The sequence below is a fragment of the Corynebacterium pacaense genome, from assembly GCF_900169525.1.
In the GTDB taxonomy this organism is placed as follows: Bacteria; Actinomycetota; Actinomycetes; order Mycobacteriales; family Mycobacteriaceae; genus Corynebacterium; species Corynebacterium pacaense.
The window spans coordinates 566,037-586,969 of record NZ_LT821239.1; the positions used below are offsets into that span (position 1 = coordinate 566,037).

Here is a 20,933-nt window from a genome sequence, read left to right on the forward strand (position 1 = left end):
CAACAGGTGTGGGGGTCAGTTCAGTGAAACCGGGGATCCGGGTCCCCAGGGGATGCCGAGAAGGAACCACCCGACATAGAGCAGCGTCCACGCCGCGAGCACCGCGAGTGCGTAGGGGAGCATGAGGGCGATGATGGTTCCAATACCCGCGTCCTTCCGGTACCGCTGGGCGATGGTGACGATGAACGGGAGATACACCATCAGCGGGGTGATGACGTTGAAGGGGGAATCCCCCACGCGGTACCCGGCGAGCAGGGTCTGCGGTGCGATTCCCAGCGATGCGAAGATGGGAATGAACACCGGTGCGAAGATCACCCATTTGGGGACCAGGCCGGGAAGGATGATGTCCAGTACGACGATGACCAGAATGAATGCGATCAGCAGGACCACGGCAGGCACATTGGCCCGCTCCAGTGCCTCCGCGGCGGACACGGCGGCCACGGTGGGAAGATTGCTCCAATTGAACAGCGCGATGAACTGGGAGATCATCAGCAACATCACGATCAGTCCGGACAGGCTGGAGAAGGTCTTCGCCACCGCCGCCACCGTCGCCTCGCCGCCCCGGAGGGTGTTGGCCCCGGCTCCGTAGGCGAGGCCGCACACGAGGAAGGCCAGGGAGATGATGAAGATCAGGCTCGACATGAACGGCGTCGTGCCGATGATCCCACCGGTCTCCGGATCCCGCAGCGGGGCGTTGGGCGGGAAGGTCAGCAGCGCGATCACGGCGACGTACGCCAGCAGCGCCCAACCGGATAAGCGCAGACCACGGGACTCGTGTTCGGTGTCCACGGCGTCCCCGGCCTCGCCGGGATCGGTCCCGGCGGACTGGGAGGGATCATAGGGGCCCAGCCGCTTCTCCGTGACCAGCACCGTCACCAGCAGCACCACCACCGTGAGCACGAGCGCGGCCACGGATGCGAAGTAGAAGTTGTGGGTCACCTCGATGGGTGCCATACCCGAGGTCTGGAGTACCTCATTGGTGATCTCCGTCATCATGCTGTCGGAGGGAGTGATCAGGACATTGGCGCCGAACACCGCGCCGACACCGGCGAAGGCCGCCGCGAGACCGGCCAGCGGATTTCTTCCGACTGTTTTGAACGCCATCGCAGCCAGGGGAACGAGGATGAGGTACCCGGCGTCGGTGGCCACCGAGGAGAGCACACCGATGAAGATGAGGATCGTGGCGATGAGCTTCGGTGGTGCGACGGCCACCGTCTTGCGGATCAGGGCGGCCATGAGTCCCGCGGCCTCCGCAACGCCGACACCGGCCATCGCGACGAGGGTGACCGCCACCACCCCGAAGCCCGCGAAATTGTCCACGAAGCTGCTGAAGAAGAAGCGCACGCCCTCCGCGGAGAGAAGGTTTCGCACGGCGAAGGTTTCCTCGGAAACCACGAACTCTGGTACCTCCGCGGGTTCACCTGTCGTGGAATCATAGATTGACCAGGTTCCACCGAGGTGCTCGTTGATCTGGCTGAACTCATCCTTCGGAACGGGCATGACCACGTCATCGGTGACCGAGATCTGCAGCCAGGACAGAACCGCGGACAGCGCGGCGATGAACAGGATGAGGTAGACGAAGAGGATGGTCGGGTTGGGTACCGCGTTGCCCACCCTTTCGATCCGGTTCAACAGGCCCTTCTTCGGGGCCTGCGGTGTGTTTGCCTCGGAGGTAGAAGTCATGGCTTCCTCGCACTCTGCAACCGATGGGGTTGCATGGATTCTCGAACAGCGGTTACGTGCGATATCCTATGAGCGGCCCAGGCGCGGCGGCTATCCCCAGTTCCAGGGGTTCTGGTGCGACGGCGGTCAGTGGAACGGCCAGATGAACGGCACCCAGAACACCGCGACCACCAGGTACATGATCATCAGTGGCAGCCCCAGCCTCCAGTAGTCGCCGAAGCGGTAGCCCCCGGGCTCCATCACCATGGTGTTCGCCGGGGTGGCGATCGGGGTCAGGAAGGCCGCGGCGCCGGACACCGCGAGCGCCATCATGAACGGTAGTGCGGAGACGTCGAGGGCCTCGGCGAAAGCCAGTGCCACCGGGGCTACGATGAGCACGGTGGCGGTGTTGGAGATCAGCTGCCCGAGGAGCATGGTGACCACGCAGATCACCAGCAGTGCGGTCACCGGACTGCCGCCGTCGAGCAGATCCAACAGGGTTGTCGCGATCAGATCCGCGGCGCCGGTGCTGATAAAGGCCGTCGACAGCGGGATCATGCCTGCGATGAGCACGACCGTGGTCCAGGAGATGCTCCGGTAGGCGCGCGCCGGGGAGACCACACCGAGGGCGATCAGGGCGCCGGCGGCCAGGAGGCCGGCGATGGCGGGGGGAACCAACCCGCTGATGAGCAGGGCGATCATCAGGATGAGCACCGTGATTGTGCGTGTGGATCCCCGGCTAAGGGGAATCGATCTGCGGATGCTCTCCGCGGAGCTGACGGGCAGGAGTTCAGGTGATTCCGTGGTGTGCTCGGTGAGGTTCTCCCAGGTGCCGCTGAGCAGGAGAATATCCCCCGCGCGCAGGGTCGGATCCTCCTCCTCCCTGAGTGCCCGCCCCCCGCGTTGCGCCGCGATGACCACGATGTCGGAATCCGGTGTCAGCATTCCGGGGAAGAGTCGCTGTCCGATGAGCTCGGAACGCGGGGGAACCATCACCTCGACGATTCCCGAACCGTTGCTGATCAAGGTGGCCGAATCCCCGAGATCATATTCATCACGCAGCGCCAGCGTAAAGGCGGCGAGATCCTGCGGTGCCCTCCGGGAACTCCTGGTGGGAAGCAGTTTCCGACCGAAGACAAGGATGAAGATCACCGAACCGATCAGCAGCGGCAATCCGGCGAGGGCGAACTCGAGGAAATTGAAACTCCTGCCCCCGGCCTCCTCGGCGAGATCGCTGACGATGACGTTGACGGGCGAGCCGGTGAGGGTGAGCAGCGACCCGGCGTGGGCGACGAAGGCGAGGGGAAGCAGCATCTGGGATGCCGGAATCCTGGCCCTGGCCGCGATCACGACAACCAGGGGCAGGAGCGCGGCCACCGCGCCGTTGACACTGATCAGTGCGGTGGTGAGCGCGGCAAAGAGGCTGATGGTGATCAGGAGCGGTGCACGTCTGGTCCCGGCCCTGCGCATGATGAGGTTGCCGGCCCACACCGTTATTCCCGTGGACTCGAGCGCCTCACTGACAATGAACAGCGAGGCGATGAACAAGACGATGGGATCGCCGAATCCCCCGAGCGCCTGGTCCAGATCGAGGACGCCGGTGGCCCAGAGACTGACCGCGACCCCTCCCGCGATCAGTCCCAGCGGAATGCGGTTGGAGATGAAGCCGAGGATGGCCAGTGCGAGGATGATGAAGGTGGCGATCATGATATCCCCCGTTCTCTGGGTCGTTGAATCCGGATTGTCTGCACCAACCCGGGTGGGAGGGGTTCACCACCGTTATCCTATCGGCGTCCCGAACCACGGGGCGGCTCAACCGGGGATCACAGCGGTGCCGCGTCCTCGATGGCCGGACGCGTGGTGGCCCTGTGCCCGTGTGCCCGATCATGAGCAGTTGCGGGGCGTCGATAAGCGGGCACCGCACCCGTTGGTGCACACGGGATTCCCCTGTGGCTCGTCAGCTGGCGAAACGCAGGATTCCCGCGGCCACCACGCCCTCGGGAAGGTCGGCGGAGCGGACCGCGAGAACCCGGGCACCGGTCGCGAGTGCACGCCGGGCGATCTCCTCCAGGGCGTCGAAGTCGGTATCGCCGAGATCGAGGTTTCCCGCGTCATCGACTGAGCCCGCAACCTCCGCCTCGAAGTTGACGACGAGGGTCGCGATCGCCCCGGATGCGGTGCTCCGTGCCAGATCACTGAGGTCGGTGACGGCCCGACCGCTGTTCCGCCTCTGGGAGAACAACTCCTTCAGCTCCGCCAGTTCCCTGTCGTAGATGCGATCGAGAATCCCCCTGGCCGAATCGGCGAGTTCGGCATCGCTGATCTCATCGGAATTGCCGCGGATGCTCTCCTCCGTCAGTCCCCGATATCCGGCGAGATTGCGGTAGATGCTCAGGATCGGCTCCGTGGCCGCGACGATCAGGGGCAATGAGGTTCCGTTGAGAATGGGACGGAGTGCGTGGTCGACGGCACGTGCGTACTGCGTGAGTCGCACCTTCCGTCCCTCTCCACCCTGCAATCGCCCATAGGGGGCCCGCCCGCTTATGGAAGGTAGGCCGACCGCCTCCTCGGCGCTGCCGGGAAGATCCGGCACCGAGACTTCGGTGGCGGGCTCGTCGGCGGTAACCTCCACTAGGCGGGCACCGTTCTGGGAGAGCGCGAGCACGAGTGCGGAGTGCGGGAAGGTGACCGCCCGCAGCAGCGGGGTGATGCTGAAACGGTCGCTGACCGCGACATGCTCACCCAGCTCATTGGGCAGGCGGTACTCGGTGATGCCGGTCGGGGTGAGGAAGACCGCGAGGCTGCGTCCGGGGCGTGACCAGAAGTCCCGGTCATCGAGAAGCTCGTTGAGGGCTTCCCGCACCGGCAGTGCGCTCCGCCTGTCGGTGCGCTTTTCAACCTCCTCCATCGCGGCGTCGAAAAGCTTCCGTGCCGTCAGCTGCGTCTTCTCGGCCCCGGTGTGCCGGAGGCTGGTGGGCAGGTAGATGCTGACGCAGAAGCTCTCGCGGGTGGCGGCGAGCTCCTCGATATCGGTTCTGGTTGGTATGTCGGTGTGCACTGAAGGGATCTCCCGTTGGATTCGGATGCGTAGCAGCTAAACCTAGTAGTCCTCGGTGTCCGTTGGCCATCCCCGGAAGCGGGGGTTTTATCCCCTGAAACGGTGCGGGAGATCACTGCAGTGCGGAGGTCAATCGCGCCAGTGCGTCGAGAATTCGTCCTCCCATGGGCCTGCCGGACCATTCCTCGGGATCGAGCCGGAGGCTGTTGTCGCGGTAGTTGTCCTCCACCTCCCGCATGTGGTCGGTAAATCCCCGGCTGCGCACGAGGACCGAGACCTCCATGTTGAGACTGAAGGAGCGGATATCCATGTTGCTCGAGCCGATGACCGCGACTTCGTCGTCGATGGTGAAGTGCTTCGAGTGCAGGACGGTGGGGGACCGGTAGAGATAAATCGCCACACCGGCGTCGAGCAGGTCCGAGTAGTAGGACCGCTGTGCGTGGTGGACCAGGAGCTGGTCCGCGACCTCGGAGACGAACAGCTCCACCTCAACTCCGCGGGAGGCGGCGGTGACCAGTGCGAGCAGTGTGGATTCATCCGGCACGAAGTAGGGGCTGGTGATGCTCACCCGTCGTCTCGCATTCTGGATGAGCATGACGAAGAGCTTGAGGTTGTTGTCATTTTCAAAGCTCGGGCCGCTGGGTACCACCTGGGCGTCCAATCCCGCGATGGTCTGCGGCGACCGGTCCGCGGCCCCGGCCACGGTGTGGACGGACACGGGGAGCAGCTCATCGGTCTCGCTGTACCAGTCGGTGACGAACACCGCGTTCAGTTCGCCGACGGTCGGCCCCTCCATCCGGACCATCAGTTCCAACCAGTGCAGTCCCCGGCGCACATTCTTCGGTTTGAGGTAGGAATCATCAATGAGGTTCTGCGAGCCGGTGTACCCCACCCGGCCGTCGATGACCAGGAGTTTCCTGTGGTTGCGCAGGTCGGGCCGCTGCCACTGACCACGCCACGGACGCAGTGGCAGCATCGGGTGCCACTGTGCGCCGATACGGTCCAGGGCATCCACGGTCGCCCGCCGATTCGGGAACATGTATCCGGAGATGAAGTCGGAGAGGACCCTGACTTTCACCCCGCGTGCCGTGGCGCGTGCCAGCGCATCGAAGATGGGGCCGGTGGTGTCATCGAGGACCAGAATGTAGAACTCCACATGCACAAACTCCTCCGCTGCGTCGATGTCACCGATCATCATCTCGATGGACCGCCCGTAATCCTCAATGAGAATCGCGTCGTTTCCGCCCAGCATCGGTAGCGAACCGAGTCGCTCATTCAGGATCAGGGCCGTGTCCAACCAGTCCGGGTTTCCGTGACCCGCGCGGTGCCTGTCGAGTTCGGGGCGGCGCAGCATGATCCCGCAGACTTCGCGCTGCTTGAGTCTTCTGCTTCCGGGCAGCCGACCGACACCGATGATCAGGAAGATGATGGCCCCGGTGAAGGGGATGAACACGATGGTGAGGATCCAGGCGATCGCCGTCGCGGGTTTCCGCCTCAGTGATATCGCGACCGCCGCGGCGAACCCGATGACGATGTGCAGCAGGATCAGGGCGACGCCCAGGGATTCAAACATGATTTCCTCTCATCTGACCGTTCATCGATACGGTCAGCTCCGTGATACTTCCGAGCCGTCGGCCGCGAGCAGGATCTGCTCCGAATTATCCCGTTGCTGGATCACCACGCTGAGCGCGGCACGCCTCCCCGGGGGGGAGGCTGCGCACGGTGATCCGCCCGGAGTCCACCTCCGAAAGAACCTCGATCAGCCGTGTGATCAGCGCATCATCAACCTCACTGCGGTCCATGGACGGCTCTCCCAGCACAACCACCGTTACCTCCTTCTCCCGGAGATCGGCCACGACCCTGACCAGCTCGGAATCCTGGAGGTGCGGCACCGTGATCCGATCCCTGATGGCCGCCTCAGTCCGGATCAGCTGCACCCGCAGCGGATTGTCGATTTCGGTGCCGTCGATGATCCCTTCCATAAGCGCGGCAATCTCGGCCCTGATGGTTGCGCTCTCCTGTTGTGCCGTGGCCACGGCAACCATGGATGCGGCCGTGCGCTGCGCGGCCCGTCCCTCCTCGCTGCGGTGGTGGCGTTCCTGCCCGACGATCCAGCGCAGGGTGAGGGCCCAGACGATTCCGGCGATCAGGCATCCGATGGGAACGCCGAGGAGTTCGGCGATCTCGGGCGCCGCCGCACCGTTGATCATCGCCCACAGGGACGCGTAGCCGATGACCAGGACACTTCCGACAACACCGGCAACCGGGTTGCCACGGGGGATGGCGAAGGCCACGAGATATGTGGCGAAGTAGACGGTCTCGAAACCGGACACCCGGTCCGCATGCGCCAGCACCACCGCAACCATGGTCAGTGAGATCAGCGGGAGGCAGGTCGCGTGGCTGCGGGACAACGGTGCTGCACCGGGGGTGGTGAGCAGCAAACCGCCGACGAGCCCGAGTGCATACGCCAAGGCGAGCAGCGGGGTGAGCGGAGGGGAGTTCTCGGTGACGCAGTCCGCCCAGACGCTGCAGACCCAGACTAGGACGAAGACCCAGCGTGCCAACGGTGTCCCGAGGCCGCCCGCCCCGGTCAGGGAGACGCTCATGCTTTCCATGTCAGGGTCACCGTCGTTCCTGCTCCCGGGCTGGAATGCACCGTCGCGCCGCCACCGACCTCGGTCATCCGCCGGTGGATGCTCTCACGGATACCCAACCGCCCACCGCCTGCGAGATTCTCAAAGCCGACACCGTCATCCTCGACTGAGACCAGGGCGTACCCGGGCTCAATCCTCCCGCTCACCCTACGGTTCGCGCCGCCGCCGGCATGCCGGACGCTGTTGCGCAGCGCCTCCGCAGCCGCCAGCTCCAGTGCCTCGGCGACCGGGGAGGGGAACATGCCCGGCGCGACGCTCAGGTCGCGGGAAAACTGCGTATCGACGCCACGGAGTCTGGCGATCAGACCGTCCGCGGCCGCCCGGGTTGGCACGTGGAAGTCCTCCGGCGAGGACGGGGTTTCTGCATGTGCGTCCAGCGCCGCCAGGGCATCGGCGGCCGCGACCCTGAGTACAGCGGGTGGTGTTCCTTCGGTCTGGATCGCCGCGGCGAGGACGGAGAGCACCTCGTCGTGGACAATCCGGGAGAACCTCGAGTGCTCGGTGGCGAGGGCGGCGGCCATCGCCTCGCGTTCCCGCTGCCTGCGGGCCGCCTGCTCGCGGTCGTGCAATGTCCTGAGCCGCGCATGGACGCCTATGAAGATCGCCACGTAGAGGATGCTGCCCAGCTGGACCGGAATCTCGCGCTGAACCGCGTCGCTGACGCCGCCCAGAAACAGCAGGCTCGCAAGCGCCGGGATAAGGGAGATCGCCAGGGAGGAGACTAGCACCGGCACCGGTTTCATGGAGAGGAGGAGAAGCACAACCACCGGCGGCTCCAGCGTCCATATCCACGGGACCGCACCGGCATCTTCCCCCCGGGCTCCGAGCGGCCAGAGAAACTGCAGCATGATGAAGAGAAGCGGTGTCGCGATCCATAGAGCGCGCAGCACCCCCAAGGGGAGCACCAGCCCAAGGACGGCCAGGAGGACAAAGCTCGTGACAACCGCCCAGGCTCCGACATTCCACCAGGTGGACCACTGATTCTCCTCCGGGATCGCGAACACCGTCTGGTCCAGGAGGATGATGCACCCGCCGACGGCGAAGAGCCAGCCCAGCTTTCTCTCGATTCCTGCTTCCCGATTCGGATCAGAAAACGGCATTATCTGTCCACGATATGACGCCGTCCTCCACCGCACGCTGGTGCAGACTCACCTTCGTCGGTGCTCGTCGGCCGGCCTCGGCATACTTGATGCGGATGTGCCGGATGTGATCCAGTACCGTCTCCCGCGAGATGAACAGCAGTTTGGCCACGCGGTCGGCGGTCTCCCCGGAGGCGTAGTGGCCAAGTACCTCGGCCTCCCTCGGGGTCAGGTGGACGCGAGTGAACTCCGGATCGACATCGAGTGCGGCCGCCCAGTCTGCGGAGGCGACCACCTCACCACCGAGCATCGACCGCACGGCGGTGACGATCTCCGACGGCAGTTCTGATTTGCGGATCATTCCCGCGGCCCCCGCGCCAGCGGCCTCTCTGATCAGGGCGGGGCGGTCACCGGAGGTGTAGACGAGAATCGGGATGCCGAGCGTGGAGATCCTGTCGATGTTGGCGGTCGGTGTGCTGTCGTCGGCGAGCTTGAGATCGAGGAGCACACCGTCCAGGGCATCCCCGAGTGCCAGCAATTCGTCCACGGTGGACGCGGTGGCCGTGACGATCATGTCGGGCTGGGCGTTGAGGATGGAGACCACCCCGAGCATCACCGCAGGATGATCATCGACGATTCCGATTCGAGCTCGCATTGCCAGTGGCCTGCTTTCAGTAGCGTCACCGTGCCGCGCACCCGCCTCCGGTGAAAACGTCTCCTGTGGATGCAGAAAACTATAGCAGTCACCCCGCGCGTGACGGGCTCGCTTATGGAAGCACGGGTGGATCCCCCACTTCCGGGGATTCCGGTGGCGGGCAAAAACGTCTAGAATCTTGGTTGACCTGCAAGGGCCGGAGGCCATACGCGGTTGATGGCCCAGGCCTCATTCGAGTATTCAAGGAGCAATTATGTCTTTTTGGTCATCAATCTGGGACACCCTCTGGTGGTTCATCACGATTTTTATCTTCATCGCCTATCTGATGGCGCTGTTTTCCATCATCACGGATCTGTTCAGGGACCGTAAGCTCAATGGTTGGGCGAAGGCCGTGTGGCTGATATTCCTGATGTTCGTCCCCTTCCTCACCGCGCTGGCCTATCTGATCACCAGGGGCGGGGGAATGGCGGAACGCAGTGCCGCGGCGCAGCAGAACGCGGAGAAGGCGACCGATGACTACATCAGATCGGTTGCCGGTGCCTCCCCGGCGAGTGAGATCGCACAGGCCAGGCAGCTTCTTGATTCAGGTGCCCTGACACAGGGTGAGTACGAGCAGTTGAAGCAGAAGATCCTGGCCGCGCCCTACCCGAACCAGTAGTTGGCCGAACACCACAACCCCCGTCCCACAGTGTGCTGCTGGACGGGGGTTGTGCGTTGGTGCCGGCCAGAGCCTAATCCACCTTCATGTGGCCGGGGTCCCAGAGTCCGGAACGCTGGATGGTCTCCAGATCGATGTCGGCCACCTCCGGGGACTGCCCCTCGGAGTTGGTCCGCAGCTGGTAGCGCTCGATGGAGCCCCAGTCGCGTCCCCAGTCGCCCTTGAGGTAGGAGGGGATCTCGAAGGAGCTGTTGACGGCCTCGGCCGTGCCCATCGCTCCGCCGCCGGCCCAGTCCTGGAAGGGGCTGAGTGTGGCTTTGCCACCACTGTCGGGTGAGATGCGGAACTCCGGAATCTCCGTGACGCCCGCGAAGTGGTCGAAGGTGCGCTGGCAGGTGAACTGCAGGCCGACCGCCCAGTCCAGAAGTCCCGGGGTCTCGGAGCCGATGACGCTGTTCAGTGACTCCAGTTCGGGAACCCGGGGGGGAGTGAAGGCCAGCCACTGGTCCGAATCGAGGTTGACGTCGGTGGCGACGATACGCACCACGTTCGCGCCCTCGGGCAGGGCGTCGAGAGGCAGGCGCAGGTTGCGCCAGGAGGGCTCGGGACCGATGTCGTACATCATCTGCTCGCCGGTATCGCTGACGGAGCCGTCCGCGCCGAGGGTGCCGTACTCCAGGAGCAGGGACTGGCCGGACTGGTGCACGCCGTTGATATCAACATGTTCGATCCGGCCCGCCGCCGAGACGACGATGATCGGGGTCTGCTCCCCGGCCTCGGGCAGCTGGTACCAGTCGGTGGTCACCGATGCCGGTGACTGGGTGCCAGGTGCCCAGGACCCGAGGACCGGAACCTCGGTGTAGTCGAGGTCGAAGGGCAGACGTGCGGTCGAACCGTTGATGCCGACATCCGAGCGCATGCCGCCGGTATTGCCCGTGGCCTGTCCGGAGGCCTCATCGGAGCCGCCGGTGTCGGAGTCCGCGAGCGAGTCCGCGATGGCACCCACCGACGCCGTCGAGGCCTGGTCCTGGCTTATGGAGGCGGGGATGCCGGTGGCGCTGAAGCCACGCACCTCATCGACCTCCAGGGATTCGCCGAGCGGAGAGTTGACAGGGGTGAGGAAGGAATCATTGGAGTTTGTCTCCAGCAGTGCATCATTGGCCAGCCCGCAGGTCTGGCCACCGAGCGCCCGAAGGTTTCCAAGGCCGACCGAGTAGTTGGGGTACTGATCCACAAAGGCCTTGCCCAGTGACGCCATCGAGATGAAGACGACGAGGGCGGAGACCACCGCGATCGGCGACGCCAGCAACCCGTTGAAGCGGGATGCCCGTGCCACCTTGGCGGCCTCCTCCCTGCGCAGCTCACCCTGGGTGTGCTGGGTCTCAGCCTGCGCCTCCCGGACATCCTTGACAAAGGACTGCACCACACCGGCGATGAGCACGATCACGGAGATGATCAGCACCACGGTCGACGCCTCGATCCCCTTGAACTGGATCGTCTTGTCCCACCAGGGCACGGAGTAGCTGGAGGCGTACCACCAGCCGTTGACACCGGCGAGGGAGAGCGCGAGCAGGAAGAGGAAGGCACCCATGGACACGGTCCGCATCCGCGGGGATTTCACCGCGACGTAGGACAGTCCCACCGCCGCCAGACCGGCAAGGGCTCCGGCCAGACCGGCGTAGACACCGAAGTGGTGCGTCCACTTGGTGGGGGTGAACATCATGAAGAACATGGTGCCGAAGAGCACCATCATCAGACGCAGTGACGGGCCCTTCGCGGAGCCGGGCACGCGGCCGTAGCGCAGGATCGCGGCCACCACGATGGCCAGGCAGGCGATCAGCATGATCACACCGAAGCGGCGGGTGAAGGAACCGTCGACGGTCTGCTGCATCAGGGTCTGGTAGCGGACGTACTCGTGGTACCAGCTCATCGCCGGTCCCTTCGCCGAGCGCACCGAAATGGATTCCATCACCGTGGACCAGGTCTGATCGCCGAAGACGGCCAGCAGAATCGCGGTTCCGGAGGCCAGGAAGGGGGCGATCATGGCAAGGGAGGCCACCGCGATCCTGCCCTTCGGTGCACCGTGGGGTGCGCCGAGCAGGGGAAGACGACGGTAGATGATGCGGATCAGGCTGGAGAGGCTGACCAGCAGCGCCGCGACGGCGATCAGGCCCGTCGGCCCGGCGCCCAGGGCGATCGTCGCCAGGATCACGCCGATCGCCGCGGGCAGCAGCCGCGAGGTCGCGATCGCCCTCTCGAAGGAGACCCAGGTCAGCAGCGCGGTGGCGGCGATGATGGGTTCGGGACGCAGACCGTTGTTGTAGGGCAGCCAGAAGGCGAGGAACACCATTGCGGCGGACCAGTGAGCTACTCGACGCCCGTCCACCCGGGAACCCAGCCGTGGCAGGACCTCCCGGGAAAGCACGAACCAGATGATGAAGGCGGCGATCAGTGCGGGCAGTCGCATCCAGATCGAGGAGGTGGAGACGTAGGCCATCAACCCGAGAAGATCGTAGTAGGGCGCACCGAAGGGTGACTCGGGCACACCGAACCACCGGTAGTAGTTGGCCATGTACTCCGCGTGATGGGATACCCGGGCCATGTTCAGGAGGAAGCCGTCATCGGAGGTGTTCGCACCGAAGAAGTGCCAGTACACAAGGATGGCGGAGACCACGCCGTCGAGCGGCTTGAGTTTGTACCAGTTGGCGGGAAGGAAACGGTTCGCCCTGCGGCCGTCCAGGATGTCCATGCGGTGCAGGCACCACAGTGAGATCAGGAGGAAGGCGATGCCGGCGAACATGGCGATGTACTTGAGCGCGCTCGGGGAGGAGGTGAAGCGGGAGTTGATCTCCACGTTCACATTCAGCCCGGCTCCGGTCAGTGCGGAGGAGGTGGCCGGGGCGTCGTCAAGCTCGGTGTACACGCCGGTGACCTGGGGGCGTTCATCGCCCTCGATCTCCGCCTCCTGGTCGGATCCGCTTATGGAAGCGGTGGTGGCCTCCTCGCGGGAGGAGATCTGCAGCACCGCATCGTCCGGGAGGCTGTTGACCTCTGCCTCGTTGAGGTCAAGGAGCACCTCACCGCGGACGATCACGTCCAGATTCCCGTCGATGCTGCGGACGAAGAGTCCACGGTTGGTGGCATCGGTGCTGTCCGCGGGCAGGGTGCCGAGGACGAGTGACTGGTTCTCGCGCAGGCTCTCCAGTGCACTCAGCGGTACCGTGGCGTCCATCTGCTGCGGGGCATAGGAGATCAGGGGCGCATTGATGCTCGAGAGCTCATCGTTCTGCGGCCAGGTGAGCGAGGACTGCACCTGGTTGACCGGCAGGAAAGGGGTGAGCACGAACATGAGCAGCCCCAGCAGGCCCGATGCGATGGAGAGGTTCCGCAACCAGCGTGGTGCCACCCCGGGCGGGGTGGCACCACGCTTATTGCTGGTGGAACCCTGTGCATTTCTCGACTCAACTACTTCTGACACAGAGTCAGAGTCTACGTTATAAGATTGTTTCCTTCCGCTTTCGTGGCCACTGGCCGTGGTGTCACTCGTCACGGGTTACCACCACGAAGGGTCCGATCTGAGCCGCCGACCACGGTGCGCCGTCGCCGAGGAAGACCTCGGGGTTGAAGTAGATGCCCCGGAAACGGACATTGGGATTGTTCGGGTAGATGTCCTCCGAGAGATCGTATTTCCATCCCGCCGGGGCATCCTCCATGTCGCCACGGAAGATGAACACCTCCGGTGGCGTCCACCGGGAGCCGTCAAGCGAGGCGACGAAGTCCGCAGGATTTTGCAGGAAGGTCCAGCTGTCCACCGCCCACGTCTCGATCTGCTCGTTGCGTTTGGCGAATTCTCCGAGGGGGTTGGCGTAGTGCGAGGTGAATGCCTGGAAACCACGGTAGGGGTGGTAGGACATGAAGTTCTGCTCATCGGTGAGAACCACGGTCTCCGAGGGCTCGAATCCCAGGTCGCGGAGATGGGAATCGATCTCGGCGTAGTAGCGGGCGGAGCCGGCGGGGTAGCGGTCGGCACGCTCCCCGTATCCGTCGGTGTCGGTGTAGGCCAGATCAATGGCATGGGAGTTCATCTGCGGGATGTTCTGGGCGTAGCTGAGCCCACCGAAGGCGACCAGGACGATCAGGACCATGCTGGTGTTCCGGGCGGTACGCCTGGTTATCCGATCCGGGTACAGGGAATAGAGGCCGACCAGCCGGGCGTCGGCGATGCCGAGCACCCCGGCTGTGGCCAGGGTGGCCACGATGAGGGTGTCCAGGCGGAAGCCGAGCAGGGTGGTGCCTATCAGGGTGACGGCCATGGACATTCCGATCCAGGCGTAGAACACACCCAGGGCCACCGCGAGTGAGCGGGCCTCGGCGATGCGGATGTTCAGTACCAGGTAGACCACACCCACGAGACAGAGCAGGCCGATGACGCTGGAGGCGAAGATCGGGACGGGGAACTGCGTCCCCTCCAGGGGCAGGTAGTGCAGGGCGGTGTCTCCGGACTGCTCCGCACCAGCCGCCCGGGCGAACAGATACGGACCCCAGGAGATCAACGCGATGAGCATCGAGGAGGCGCCGAGGACCACCAGCCAGATGATCGGCCGCCAGGTTCGGCGCATCGCCGAGGTCATCACCGCGCAGACCGCCACCACCGACAGTGCGATGACGGCGGTGAACAGGGTGTAGAGGGTGGCTGAGACGCCGAGGAAGATGACACCGCCGGCCAGGGCGAAGAGATCTCCCCGGAGGATTCTCGGGCTGATCGCCGCCATCGCCGGGATCCCCATGGCCACGATCGCGGCGTAGGGTTCCTCCGCACTCATCACCATGACCACGCAGACGGTGACCAGGGCGACGCCCACAGCGGTGGGCAGCGAACCGGTGATGCGCTGCCACACGGGCACGAGGATCGAGGCCGTGACCGCCAGCGAGACGATCGCCCAGGGCTGGAATGCCTCCCAGCCGGGAAGCCCGAGAAGATTGGCGAACCGGCCCCCGATCCAGAACCAGCCCACGGGGTAGTGCGCGGGCATGTCGATGTAGTTCATGTCCGAGATCAGGATGCCGTCGGCGGCCCTGGTCATGTACTGCGTGCGGAAGCCCTGATCGACGCTGATTCCGTCGAGGTAGAGCCGGGCCGAGGACAGCGGGATGGCCAGCACGGCGATGACGATCGCCGCCGGGCTGAGATAGGTGGCCGCATAGGTCAGCCACACCCGCCACCGTGGGCGGGTCACCGGGAGGGCGCTCCCCCCGTTCCAGCGCGGGTTGCCGCGGTGCTCATCGCGCACCCACAGCCACATCAGCACGGCCACCACCAGGATTACGGCGATGATCACGGCGGAGGCGAGGGCCCTGGTGACCATGGAGGTACCGAAGGCGGGCAATGAGGTCTGTTTGAGCGCCCACCAGGCCGCCAGTGTGACCACGAAGCTTCCGGCGGCGGCCAGCAGGATGCCGAGCAGTGTCGCCGACCTGCTCAGACGGTCGGGATGGTAGGGCCTGGTTGTGACCGGGGCGGTGCCATCGAGGGCCGGCGGGGCATCGGCGTGCGACGGCCCCGTTTCCGGCCCTCCGGTGGTTTCGGTGGCATTGGTCATGAATAGCAGTCTTTCACACTGTGGGCGGACACCGGATAAAAGTATCCCAGCAACGGAGCAACCCGCCCGTTGAGGAACAGGGGCGGGTTGGTGGCGGGGAAAGCCTAGATGGGCAGCTTCCGGAAAATCTGGCGGGGAATGAACTGGAAGGCCAGGGAGACGTAGCGGAACAGCGGATGGACCCAGATGATGTCCGTCCCGTTGATCACCGCATCGTAGACGGCGTCGGCGACATCATCACGGTTGACCGTCAGCGGTGCCTCACCCGCGTCGGCGCTCATCTTGGTGCGCACCTGACCCGCTCGGACAACCAGGACATTGGCGCCGGAGCCGCGAAGCGCCTCGCCGAGCTGGGTGTAGAACCCGTCGAAACCGGCCTTCGCAGATCCGTAGACGAAGTTGGAGCGACGCACGCGCTGACCGGCCACCGAGGACATGGCGACGATCGTGCCGTGGCCCTGCTGCTCGAAGTGCCCGGCCAGGAGCACACCGACGGACACTGCCGCGGTGTAGTTGACGGAGGCGGCCTCCACGGCGAGCCCCTGGTCATGCCACTGCTTCTCGTTGTCACCGAGGATTCCGAAGGCGACGATCGCGACATCGACATCACCCGCGGAGAAGGCCTCGTCGATGGCGGCGGGATGCGACCGGGTGTCCAGTGCGTCGAAGTCGACCACGGACACCGAGGCCGCCCCGGCGGCGGTGATTTCAGCGACGGCGGCGTCGATACGCGGTGAGTCCCTGCGGGCCGCGAGGGTGACGTGTGCGGGACCCTGGATGAGGAAACGCTCGACGATGGCGAGCCCGATCTCGGAGGTGCCTCCAAGCAGGAGGATGTTCTGGGCCTTGCCCACAGCATTCAGCATTGTTGTTCAGGCCTTTCTAGTGCAGCTCGAGTCGGCGGGACATATCGGAGGCGAAGACGCCGGTGGGATCGATCTCATTGCGTGTGGCCAGCCAGTTGTCCATCTCCGGGTACATGGAGTGGAACATCTCGGCGGAGGTGCGTGATTCCTTGGCCAGGTACAGGCGACCGCCGAACTCGTGGACGCGGCGGTCCAGGTCATCGAGGAAGGCACCCAGACCCGGACGGATGGGAAAGTCGACGCAGACGTTCCATCCCGGCATCGGGTAGGACAGCGGGCCCCGGTTACCCGGGCCGAAGAGCTTGAACACGTTCAGCGCCGAGTAGTGGCCGGAGCGCTGCATGTCGCGGATGATGTCCTTGAAAGGCTCCACGGCATCCATGGGCACGACGAACTGGTACTGGAGGAATCCCTTGGAGCCGTAGCCGCGGTTCCACTCGCCGATGAGATCAAGCGGCTGGTAGAACTGCGTGAGGTTCTTCACCTTGTTCCGCGCCGGTGCGCCCATGGCGTAGTAGGCCTCACCGATGGCCATCAGCGAGAGCTTGTTCATAGTCCAGGAGGGGAAGATGTCCGGCACCTTCATCAGCTGCGGAGCGTTGAACTTCAGCGGATCCTTCGCCAGTTTCGGAGTGAGCTCCTCCAGCTGCTCCAGGGTGGCGAGTGAGCCACGGGAGATGGTTGAGCGACCCAGCTTCGGTTCGGGACTGATGACATCGAACCATGCAGAGGAGTAGGTGTAGTTCTTCTCGGAGCCATCGGAGTGGAAGGCGACGGTTTCCTCGAGGTTGTTCGTGCGGTCGGTATCGGCGATGAAGTAGGCCGTTTCGGTCTTGGTCATCCGAATGCGGGCGCGGACGATGATTCCGGTCAGGCCCATGCCACCGACGGTGGCCCAGAAGAGGGTTCCCGCCGGGTCCTCCGCGGTGCCCTCGGGCTCCAGGTGCAGGATGCGGCCGTCGGCGACGAGCAGTTCCATGGAGACCACATGATCGCCGAAGGATCCCGCTGAATGATGATTCTTGCCGTGGATGTCGGGGCCGATGGCGCCACCGATGGTCACCTGGCGGGTGCCGGGCAGTACCGGTACCCACAGGCCGTAGGGCAGGGCGGCCTTCATCAGCTGGTCGAGGGTGACGCCACCGTCGACGTCGACGATCGCGGATTCCGGGTCGATGGAGTGGATCTTGTTCAGTGGCTGCATGTCCACGACGAGGCCGCCGGCGTTCTGCGCGGGATCACCATAGGAACGGCCCATGCCACGGGCGATGACACCACGCTTGAGGTGCTCGGGTTTGGCGTCGTTTTGTTCAGCCACCTGGCGGACGGCATCGACGATGATGTCGAGGTCCGGGGTGGAGAGGACCTCGGCGGTTGTGGGGGCGGTTCGGCCCCAGCCATTTAGTTTCCGGGCTTCTAGGGGGAGGGCTCCGTGGGCACCGGTCGAAGCACCGGTGCTGGGCGTGCCTGTAGAACTGTTCATCGGCTCCCAAGATTACCCCGCTTCCCGTGCACACCACCGGCCCACCGATTTCGGAATGAAGGGAGTTTGCCACATACCGTACGTTCGGACTGCGGATTTCCGCCCCTTGAAAGGGGTTGATAGTTCAGCCCTGACCTTGAGAGGGGACTTTTCCGGGTCGCGGGGTACGTGACGGATGTGTCGGATGTGAACTTAGCCACGTGGCGTGTCGGGGTCGTCCGGCGCCGCCCGCTTATGGAAGCCGGGTCAACCCCTTCTCCTCCAGCCACTGTCCGGCAATAGTGGAGGCCGGCGACTGGTCATCGACACTCCGCGCGTTGAGGTTGATCAGATCCTCCGAGGTCAGCGCCGCGCTGATCCTGTTGATGATGTCCCTGGCCGGCGCATCCAGGGCATCGCTTGCCACCGGCACGAGATTGGAGGCGAGGAACAGTCCGCGGGGATCGTCGAGAACCACCAGATCGTTCTTGGCGATGGTGGGATCGGCGGTGTAGACGATCGCGAACTGGATATCGCCGTCCTTGAGCGCCTTGATGGTCAGTGGGCCACCGCCGTCCTCGATGGGGGTGAAGCCGGCATCTATTCCATAGACGGATTTCAGGCCCTTCGGCCCGTTCGGTCGGGTCTCGGCCTCCGAGTTCGCCCCGAGCGTGATCGGTCCGGGGATATTGGCCAGGTCGGCGACGCTGCGCAGCGAGTACTGCTCCGCCAGTTCCCTGGTGACCACATAGGAATCCTGGTCACTAGCGGGGGAGTCATCAAGAATGCTCAGCCCCTCCGGGGCGGCGGCGACCAGCTCCGAATGCACATCCTCCCGCAGCCGTGCGGTGGTGTCCGGTTTCCAGTACTGCAGGAGGGGACCGGAGTACTCGGGGAAGAGATCGACATTGCCCTGCTCCACCTCGCCGATGTAGACCTCGCGCTGACCGATGCGGAAATCCCGACGGACATCGTAGTCGGAGGATTCCAGGGCCTGGGAGTAGATCTCGGCGATGATCTCATTGGAGTAGTAGTCCTGCGAGCCGACGACGATGGCGCCGGACCCCGGTTCCCCTCCATCCAGGGAGTCGGAGGAACCGCAGGCGGTGAGGAGGACAGCGGATGCGAGAAGGGCGAGCGGGGCTCGGGGCGTGATGTTCACGGGCGGGCCTTTCTTTGTGGTGTCAGGGCGAAGAGTGCTTCCAAAAGCAGGGCGAGTGCGATGACCAGCAGTGCACCTCCGATCATTTCTCCATAGTCCCTGGTCTTGAGGCCGGAGAAGATGAATCTTCCGAGTCCGGCGTCGGCCGTGTAGGCCGCCAGTGTTGCCGTTGCTATGACCTGTGTCACTGCCGAGCGTAGCCCACCGAGGATCAGTGGTGCCGCGAGCGGGATCTCCACGCCGCGGATGATCTGCCATTCGGACATTCCGATGGCGCGGGCCGCCGTGACCGTGGCGGGCTCGACGCTGGTGACCCCGGCGAAGGCTCCGGCCAGCAGCGGTGGTGCGGCCAGCACGATCAGTGCCAGGGTCGGGGCCGCCAGGCCGATTCCCATCCAGAGCCCGAGGAGGGTGAGCAGACCCAGCGTGGGAATCGCGCGTCCCGCCCCCGCGACGGCCTGGACGAGGTTCCCGCCGATCCGGAAGTGCCCCACCAGGATCCCCAGGGGCACAGCCAGGATGAAGGAGATGGAGACGACGACGGCGGTGAGCAGCAGATGTTCCAGGATTCGTTGCGGTATCGCGCCGGGTCCGCTCCAAGCGGTCGAGCTTCCCAGCCACGTGAGGGCGTCCATGATCAGATTCATCCCCGCACCTCCCAAGGCACCAGAATGCGCCTGGCCAGGACGCAGAGGGCGTCGAGCACCAGCGCCAGGAGGATGGTCAGGACCACGCCGGCGATGATGGAGGGCAGGATGCCGCGTTGGAAACCGTCGGTGAACAGGGTTCCCAGGCTCTGGATACCCACCACCGAGCCCACGGTGGCCAGACTGACGGTGCTGACCGCCACAACCCGAAGCCCGGAGATGATCACGGGGACCGCGAGCGGAAGCTCCACACCCCAGAACTGCCGCCGGGGTGAGAATCCCATGGCAACGGCCGCGCGCACGACATGTGTGGGCACCGAGGCGAAGGCGTCGGCGACGGTGCGGGTGAGTATCGCGACCCCGTAGACGGTGAGCACCAGGATCATGGTCAACGGCGAGCGCAGGCCCGTGCCGAGGAACACCGGTATGAGGATGAACAGCGGCAGCGAGGGGATGGCGTAGAGGATGCCGACCAGCGGGAGGAGAACGGTCCCCGCGACGCGGCGCCTATGGGCGAGCAGACCGAGGGGAATGGCGATCAACAGGCTGAGAACAACCGCGGGCACGCTCAGACACAGATGTGTCCAGGTCAGTTCGAGAACCCAGGGATAGTTCTGTGAGAGCCACCTCATTTCTCGAGAGCCCCCAGGATCCGGCCGGTGGCATCGACGACGAGGGAACCCTCGATCCGCAGGCGGCGCGAGGAACCGGCACCGATGAACTGCGAAACGAACTCATCGGCGGGCTCCGACATCAACTGGGTGGGTGTGCCGATCTGGGCGATTCTGCCGCCGGGGCGCAGCACCACGATGCGGTCGGCCAGGGCGAACGCCTCGTCGATGTCGTGGGTGACAAAGATGATGGTCTTGGCCAGGTCCCGCCTCAGCCTCCTGACCTCCCTCTGCAGGTCGAGGCGGACAATGGGGTCCACGGCGCCGAAGGGCTCGTCCATGAGCAGGATGTCCGACTCACCGGCCAGGGCGCGGGCCACGCCGACGCGCTGCTGCTGGCCACCGGAGAGCTGGGCGGGAAAGCGGTTGCCTAACGACGCCTCCAGCCCCACAACCTCCATGAAGTGCAGGGCCTTGGCGCGGGCGGCCGCACGGGTCTCGCCCTTGAGCCGGGGAACGGTGGCCACGTTGTCGATGACGCTGCGGTGGGGCAGCAGTCCGGAGGACTGTAGCACGTACCCGATGGAGCGCCGCAGCTGCACGGGGTCGGTGTCGGTGACGGGGTGGGCGTCGATAAGCACGCGTCCCCGCGTCGGTTCGATCATGCGGTTGACCATGCCGAGCAGTGTCGACTTTCCGGAACCGCTTGAGCCGAGCAGCACCACGATCGACTGCTCCTCCACGGTGAAGGAGACGTCGTCCACGGCGAGCGTGCCGTCGGAATAGCGTTTACTGATGCCCTCGAACTCGATCATGTGA

Annotated in this window: 16 protein-coding genes; 1 reads left to right on the plus strand and 15 read right to left on the minus strand. The window is 64.8% G+C overall.

Going from position 1 to position 20,933, the window contains the following annotated elements:
* Positions 1-15 precede the first annotated feature (15 nt).
* The 7 genes from B7E02_RS02730 to B7E02_RS02760 form a co-directional block, all read right to left on the minus strand.
* Positions 16-1,683 (minus strand): AbgT family transporter, encoded by a 1,668-nt coding sequence (locus B7E02_RS02730; RefSeq protein ID WP_080792863.1) that lies wholly within the window; start codon positions 1,681-1,683, stop codon positions 16-18.
* Between the two features lie 126 nt (positions 1,684-1,809).
* Positions 1,810-3,369, minus strand: coding sequence for an SLC13 family permease (locus tag B7E02_RS02735; RefSeq protein WP_080792866.1), 1,560 nt, complete (start codon positions 3,367-3,369; stop codon positions 1,810-1,812).
* A gap of 250 nt (positions 3,370-3,619) precedes the next feature.
* On the minus strand, positions 3,620-4,720 hold the full coding sequence (locus B7E02_RS02740) for a baeRF11 domain-containing protein (RefSeq protein ID WP_080792869.1): 1,101 nt from the start codon (positions 4,718-4,720) through the stop codon (positions 3,620-3,622).
* Between the two features lie 112 nt (positions 4,721-4,832).
* Positions 4,833-6,293, minus strand: coding sequence for a cardiolipin synthase (gene cls, locus B7E02_RS02745; RefSeq protein WP_080792872.1), 1,461 nt, complete (start codon positions 6,291-6,293; stop codon positions 4,833-4,835).
* Positions 6,294-6,378: 85 nt separating this feature from the next.
* Entirely contained in the window at positions 6,379-7,326 is a 948-nt protein-coding gene (locus B7E02_RS02750) for a hypothetical protein (RefSeq protein ID WP_080792875.1), read from the minus strand.
* Positions 7,323-8,474 carry a sensor histidine kinase gene (locus B7E02_RS02755; protein WP_080792876.1) on the minus strand — a complete coding sequence of 384 codons (1,152 nt, stop codon included), beginning with the start codon at positions 8,472-8,474 and terminating at the stop codon, positions 7,323-7,325. Before B7E02_RS02755 ends, B7E02_RS02750 begins: the two co-directional genes overlap by 4 nt.
* Positions 8,461-9,108, minus strand: coding sequence for a response regulator transcription factor (locus B7E02_RS02760; RefSeq protein ID WP_080792878.1), 648 nt, complete (start codon positions 9,106-9,108; stop codon positions 8,461-8,463). Before B7E02_RS02760 ends, B7E02_RS02755 begins: the two co-directional genes overlap by 14 nt.
* A gap of 253 nt (positions 9,109-9,361) precedes the next feature.
* Here B7E02_RS02760 and B7E02_RS02765 point away from each other — a divergent pair, with 253 nt between their 5' ends.
* Positions 9,362-9,766: an SHOCT domain-containing protein gene (locus B7E02_RS02765; RefSeq protein WP_080792881.1), complete on the plus strand. Its 405-nt coding sequence runs from the start codon at positions 9,362-9,364 to the stop codon at positions 9,764-9,766.
* Positions 9,767-9,839: 73 nt separating this feature from the next.
* On the opposite strand, the gene B7E02_RS02770 is transcribed toward B7E02_RS02765, so the two are convergent.
* The 8 genes from B7E02_RS02770 to B7E02_RS02800 form a co-directional block, all read right to left on the minus strand.
* The gene (locus B7E02_RS02770; RefSeq protein WP_245802200.1) at positions 9,840-13,115 is read right to left on the minus strand and encodes an arabinosyltransferase domain-containing protein; all 3,276 of its coding nucleotides are present in this window, start codon (positions 13,113-13,115) and stop codon (positions 9,840-9,842) included.
* A gap of 190 nt (positions 13,116-13,305) precedes the next feature.
* Positions 13,306-15,366, minus strand: a complete 2,061-nt coding sequence (locus B7E02_RS02775) for a galactan 5-O-arabinofuranosyltransferase (RefSeq protein ID WP_080792887.1) — start codon at positions 15,364-15,366, stop codon at positions 13,306-13,308.
* A 104-nt stretch (positions 15,367-15,470) separates the two neighbouring features.
* A complete protein-coding gene (gene dprE2, locus B7E02_RS02780) occupies positions 15,471-16,232 on the minus strand; it encodes a decaprenylphospho-beta-D-erythro-pentofuranosid-2-ulose 2-reductase (RefSeq protein WP_080792888.1) in 762 nt (253 codons plus the stop codon).
* A 16-nt stretch (positions 16,233-16,248) separates the two neighbouring features.
* Positions 16,249-17,715: a decaprenylphosphoryl-beta-D-ribose oxidase gene (gene dprE1, locus B7E02_RS02785; protein ID WP_080792891.1), complete on the minus strand. Its 1,467-nt coding sequence runs from the start codon at positions 17,713-17,715 to the stop codon at positions 16,249-16,251.
* Between the two features lie 232 nt (positions 17,716-17,947).
* On the minus strand, positions 17,948-18,856 hold the full coding sequence (locus tag B7E02_RS02790) for an ABC transporter substrate-binding protein (protein ID WP_143336614.1): 909 nt from the start codon (positions 18,854-18,856) through the stop codon (positions 17,948-17,950).
* Positions 18,853-19,503 (minus strand): ABC transporter permease, encoded by a 651-nt coding sequence (locus B7E02_RS14600; protein WP_143336615.1) that lies wholly within the window; start codon positions 19,501-19,503, stop codon positions 18,853-18,855. The genes B7E02_RS02790 and B7E02_RS14600 overlap by 4 nt, the downstream gene beginning before the upstream one ends.
* A complete protein-coding gene (locus tag B7E02_RS02795) occupies positions 19,500-20,135 on the minus strand; it encodes an ABC transporter permease (protein WP_080792895.1) in 636 nt (211 codons plus the stop codon). Before B7E02_RS02795 ends, B7E02_RS14600 begins: the two co-directional genes overlap by 4 nt.
* Positions 20,132-20,929 carry an ABC transporter ATP-binding protein gene (locus tag B7E02_RS02800; RefSeq protein WP_080792898.1) on the minus strand — a complete coding sequence of 266 codons (798 nt, stop codon included), beginning with the start codon at positions 20,927-20,929 and terminating at the stop codon, positions 20,132-20,134. The genes B7E02_RS02795 and B7E02_RS02800 overlap by 4 nt, the downstream gene beginning before the upstream one ends.
* Positions 20,930-20,933: the final 4 nt, after the last annotated feature.

Excerpts from the sequence above, each read along its gene's own strand:
- B7E02_RS02730 (WP_080792863.1), bottom strand. The coding sequence starts at position 1,683 with ATGACTTCTACCTCCGAGGCAAACACACCGCAGGCCCCGAAGAAGGGC.
- B7E02_RS02735 (WP_080792866.1), bottom strand. The coding sequence starts at position 3,369 with ATGATCGCCACCTTCATCATCCTCGCACTGGCCATCCTCGGCTTCATC.
- cls (WP_080792872.1), bottom strand. The coding sequence starts at position 6,293 with ATGTTTGAATCCCTGGGCGTCGCCCTGATCCTGCTGCACATCGTCATC.
- B7E02_RS02750 (WP_080792875.1), bottom strand. The coding sequence starts at position 7,326 with ATGAGCGTCTCCCTGACCGGGGCGGGCGGCCTCGGGACACCGTTGGCA.
- B7E02_RS02755 (WP_080792876.1), bottom strand. The coding sequence starts at position 8,474 with ATGCCGTTTTCTGATCCGAATCGGGAAGCAGGAATCGAGAGAAAGCTG.
- B7E02_RS02760 (WP_080792878.1), bottom strand. The coding sequence starts at position 9,108 with ATGCGAGCTCGAATCGGAATCGTCGATGATCATCCTGCGGTGATGCTC.
- B7E02_RS02765 (WP_080792881.1), top strand. The coding sequence starts at position 9,362 with ATGTCTTTTTGGTCATCAATCTGGGACACCCTCTGGTGGTTCATCACG.
- B7E02_RS02770 (WP_245802200.1), bottom strand. The coding sequence starts at position 13,115 with ATGTTCGTGCTCACCCCTTTCCTGCCGGTCAACCAGGTGCAGTCCTCG.
- B7E02_RS02775 (WP_080792887.1), bottom strand. The coding sequence starts at position 15,366 with ATGACCAATGCCACCGAAACCACCGGAGGGCCGGAAACGGGGCCGTCG.
- dprE2 (WP_080792888.1), bottom strand. The coding sequence starts at position 16,232 with ATGCTGAATGCTGTGGGCAAGGCCCAGAACATCCTCCTGCTTGGAGGC.
- dprE1 (WP_080792891.1), bottom strand. The coding sequence starts at position 17,715 with ATGAACAGTTCTACAGGCACGCCCAGCACCGGTGCTTCGACCGGTGCC.
- B7E02_RS14600 (WP_143336615.1), bottom strand. The coding sequence starts at position 19,503 with ATGAATCTGATCATGGACGCCCTCACGTGGCTGGGAAGCTCGACCGCT.
- B7E02_RS02795 (WP_080792895.1), bottom strand. The coding sequence starts at position 20,135 with ATGAGGTGGCTCTCACAGAACTATCCCTGGGTTCTCGAACTGACCTGG.
- B7E02_RS02800 (WP_080792898.1), bottom strand. The coding sequence starts at position 20,929 with ATGATCGAGTTCGAGGGCATCAGTAAACGCTATTCCGACGGCACGCTC.